Below are 3,811 nucleotides of genomic sequence, written 5' to 3'. Positions count from 1 at the left end.
ATTTAAGAGTTATATTTCCTAGTTATAGCTCTGTATTTTCAGACATTACTGGAAAAACATCAATAGCTATATTAAAAAAGTATTCTAGTCCTGAAGCAATTATAAATGCTGATAGAGATGAACTTATCAACCTCATTTCAAGCAATTCTAAAAAAGGACTAACACATAGTGAAAAAACTTATAAAAAGCTATATGATGCTGCTGAGGAAGCTGTTTACATTGGTCTTAAATCACCAAGTTTATTTGTAAAAATAATTAATACTATTTCAGTAATAGAATCATTAGAGATCCAAATTCAAAACCTATTAACAGAAATTCATCTATTAATGAATAGCAATAGAATCTCTGATGAATTTAAGAAAAATGTACAATTACTTTATTCAATACCAGGTGTTGGAAAACTAACTGCCATTACAATAATGAGTGAAATAGGCAATATTAAAGGTTTTGTTAAAGCTAAGCACTTAGTTGCTTATTTTGGCTTAGATCCTTCTGTTAGCCAATCTGGTAAGTTTAATAGTGACAGAAATGCCATGTCTAAACGAGGTACCAGAATAGGCCGTAGAGCCTTATACGCTGTCGCGTTAGCATCCATACGTAAGAATAGAAAAGGTGAACCTATAAATAAAGTTCTACTAAATTTCTATAATGAGAATATGAAATATAAAAAGAAAAAAGTAGGCTTAGTTGCAATAATGCATAAGCTAATTAACTACATATTCTCTGTTCTTAAAAACCAAAAAGAGTATGAATTACGCGACCCCAAAATACATTCAAAAATGTATCTAAACAATAAACCAACTCGCGCAGCCTAACGGCTAAAACAATTAGGAGTCATTTTCCATTGTTCGTGTTTTTCAATGGACTTTTTGTAATGCCTATTTTTATTAATAAAAATTTTTATAAAAACTTATTGACTTTTACTAGCTGGTCTCCATGTGATATTCTTATTTTATCATGGTCGTTAGATACTGTCGAATACTGTTATGGGGTTAGAGAGACCAGGCTGGACCATGCTTGCGAGCGTGAGAATTAACTTCTGCTCCTGCAGGCTAAGATCATAACTTGAATTCATTATAAAATAATTGCTTTTAGTTACCAAATAATCCTTATTCATGAAATCGCCTTTTAAGGGTTATTATACCACTTATAAACGAAAACGCAAATATTTTTTCGTATTCGTTTTTAAGCTACGGAAAACTCGTTTTTAGATTTTTAAACCTTTGATATGTCTGGCTTTGAAATACCTCTAAAACATTTAAAACAAAAAGATTGTTAAAACATATAAAACAACAACAAGGAAGATGCAGAAAAAAACTATTTAATAAAATTAAATAGTTAAGTTTCTAAATTAAGTTTTAGTATGTTGTTGTCTTTAAAACTGAAAGTAAATTTAATTTTTAAAAACAAAAGACTGTAAATAATCCCGTATCATTTTATCAATATCTTTCTTAATCCAAACATTTTTATTTAAAACTTCTTTTTGCTCCTGGCTTATTCTTGTAGATATAACTTCCCTTAATGATCCGTCTACTTTTTTTCTGCCTCTGGCCATGTAATAACACCCCCAAATTTCCGTAAACATTATTTCCAATTTTTGTAAACATTTTATAATAAGTATTATAACACAACTATTTTACGTTTATAATAATTAACAAATATAAAATATTTAATTTATTTTGATAGTTTTGTTTAAAATTTTAAAAATTTAGCTAATAATTATATATAGATATATATATAAACATATTATTAATTAAATGGGAGGGTTTAAAATGAGTAAAAAAATAATTTCAATAATTTTAGGATTAACCTTAACAATAAGTGGAGCTACTTTCGCAGGTTGTAATAAAAAAGACGATAGTAAAGCTACTAACAAAATAACCGTTGAAGGTAAAAAGGCAAAAGAAGATAAAAAAGCTGAAAACACCAAGGATGAAATCAATGATCCTACATCACCAAAATATGTACCTAAAGAACAACAAAATGTAAAAGACTATAAAGAGGAAACTCAAACTATAGGTAATAATAAAATAAAAGTATTTAAAGGTACTTTTACTTTTGATGACAATGTAGTTTGGGTAGGTGGTAAAAAATTTGGATTTATGGGACCAGACATAGGCGTTATGCAGATTTTTGATAGTTCCATAAAAAATGAATATGAAGCTTCAATAAGTGGTCCAACTGAAAAATTAAGAAAACTAGAAAATGTTATTGTTATGAAGATGGGTGCTGATGACTTAGCTAGCAATCAGTATGCATTAATCAATTATACAAAACCTTATAATTATGATGGAGAGAAGTGGCATTATGAAGTAAGTAAAGTAGTTAAAGCTGATGCTACAGGAATAACTGTAGATAATGGGAAAAAATATAACGCAAAAGATATCGGTGATACTTTAATGACAGAACTTGATAGTGGTAAGAATGTTAGAAAGTATGATCCAAATAATTTTCCTAAAGGCACACTTATAGAAGTTATTTGTGAAAACGGGAACCCATACCAGATAAATAGATATTGCATTATAAAGTAAAGCCTTAAATAGGCTTTATTTTTTTTAAATAAAATTATATATTTTTTAAATTTTGTATATATAAGAAATAATAATTCTCTGGAAAGGAGGAAAACCTATGCTTAAAAAAATTAAGAATATATTTTTAGGGTTTTTATTTATAACAATTATATTTGTGCAAAATCCTTGTTATGCAGCAAATACTAGTAAAATAATAAATGCTAATGCAAATGTACAAAGTAAAAATTGTTGGATAGATACTTCACGTTGGGAATTAAAATGGCATAGTGAAAAAAGATATAAAAGATATAAAAGAGTGCTTAGATGGCATAGTAAAACTAAATACAGATGGGAAAGAAGGGTAATTCCATTGCCTAGGCCCACAAATACTGATGGATATAGAGTTTATATTCCGCCACATAACGAATGGCCTACTGGGCAAAAAGTGCCTGGCAAATGGAATTACGATTATGAAAAAAGCTATTACGTTATAGCAGTTTGGGCACCCTACACATACAGATGGCAACAATATGATTGGGTAGCGTATACGTATCGTTGGCAACAATTTGATTGGATACCAAGCGGTTTTACAGTGGAGGCAAGTAGTTATAATGCAATAATAGATAAAAAACAAAGATATATATATATACGGAATGGCATAAAAAAGAAGATGGTAGCCCCGCATGTTTGGATTTAGATGTTAAGCTAGATAATGTAAAATTAAATGGTAAACCTGCAAAAGTAAAAGAGCTAAATATATACCATAAGGTGCATAGATTTAATGGTAAGATAGATACCATTAAACCATATAGTAGTAACGTTACAGGAGATAATGGACATTTTATAGGTAAGCTTAAGTACCCACATGCAGGAGATGGAAAATCCGAGTTACACATTATAGCACAAGTAGAAACAGTATTCCCAATAACAACAGGTAATTCTAGTAAAGGTAGTAATACTACTTACAATAAAAAAGTAATAGTGCCTATAGATATAAAATTAAATGTACCAGTAAATGGATATTATGTTACAAATACAGGTTCTACAAAAAATTTAGATAAAGGTTTAGAGTTTTTGGGAACTGAAAATCATTTTGTTATTAAAAATTAAAAAAAATAGCTAGTGGTATTGCACTAGCTATTTTTTTAATTCACTAATATTATCGTGACGTTAAAGCACGTAGTTACAATGCTCTATTATAAACATTTTTAATAAATTGAACAAATAAATGTGTAAATAATTTAGTTTCTATCAACGACGAGAAATTTCTCGTCGTTCGCAGAAAAATACTTTCTAAATAT

6 protein-coding genes are annotated in these 3,811 nt (G+C 28.7%); 4 read left to right on the top strand and 2 right to left on the bottom strand.

Annotated elements, in window-relative coordinates:
* Positions 1-815 (top strand): transposase (locus FGK85_RS14735; protein WP_138207878.1); only part of this gene is annotated, 815 nt, incomplete at its 5' end.
* A gap of 149 nt (positions 816-964) precedes the next feature.
* Here FGK85_RS14735 and FGK85_RS15835 read toward each other — a convergent pair.
* Complete coding sequence (locus FGK85_RS15835; protein WP_341472492.1) at positions 965-1,117, bottom strand: RepB family plasmid replication initiator protein; 153 nt, start codon at positions 1,115-1,117, stop codon at positions 965-967.
* 276 nt (positions 1,118-1,393) lie between these two features.
* Positions 1,394-1,555 carry a hypothetical protein gene (locus tag FGK85_RS15455; RefSeq protein WP_171011452.1) on the bottom strand — a complete coding sequence of 54 codons (162 nt, stop codon included), beginning with the start codon at positions 1,553-1,555 and terminating at the stop codon, positions 1,394-1,396.
* A 217-nt stretch (positions 1,556-1,772) separates the two neighbouring features.
* Between FGK85_RS15455 and FGK85_RS14725 the strand changes: the two genes are divergently transcribed.
* The 3 genes from FGK85_RS14725 to FGK85_RS14715 all read left to right on the top strand — a co-directional run bounded on the left by FGK85_RS14725 (position 1,773) and on the right by FGK85_RS14715 (position 3,620).
* Positions 1,773-2,531, top strand: coding sequence for a hypothetical protein (locus FGK85_RS14725; protein ID WP_138207876.1), 759 nt, complete (start codon positions 1,773-1,775; stop codon positions 2,529-2,531).
* Between the two features lie 97 nt (positions 2,532-2,628).
* Positions 2,629-3,207, top strand: a complete 579-nt coding sequence (locus tag FGK85_RS14720) for a hypothetical protein (protein ID WP_138207874.1) — start codon at positions 2,629-2,631, stop codon at positions 3,205-3,207.
* On the top strand, positions 3,198-3,620 hold the full coding sequence (locus tag FGK85_RS14715) for a hypothetical protein (RefSeq protein WP_138207872.1): 423 nt from the start codon (positions 3,198-3,200) through the stop codon (positions 3,618-3,620). The genes FGK85_RS14720 and FGK85_RS14715 overlap by 10 nt, the downstream gene beginning before the upstream one ends.
* Positions 3,621-3,811: the final 191 nt, after the last annotated feature.

Source organism: Haloimpatiens lingqiaonensis (assembly GCF_901447495.1).
In the GTDB taxonomy this organism is placed as follows: Bacteria; Bacillota; Clostridia; order Clostridiales; family Clostridiaceae; genus Haloimpatiens; species Haloimpatiens lingqiaonensis.
This window is presented reverse-complemented; position numbering and strand designations above follow the sequence as displayed.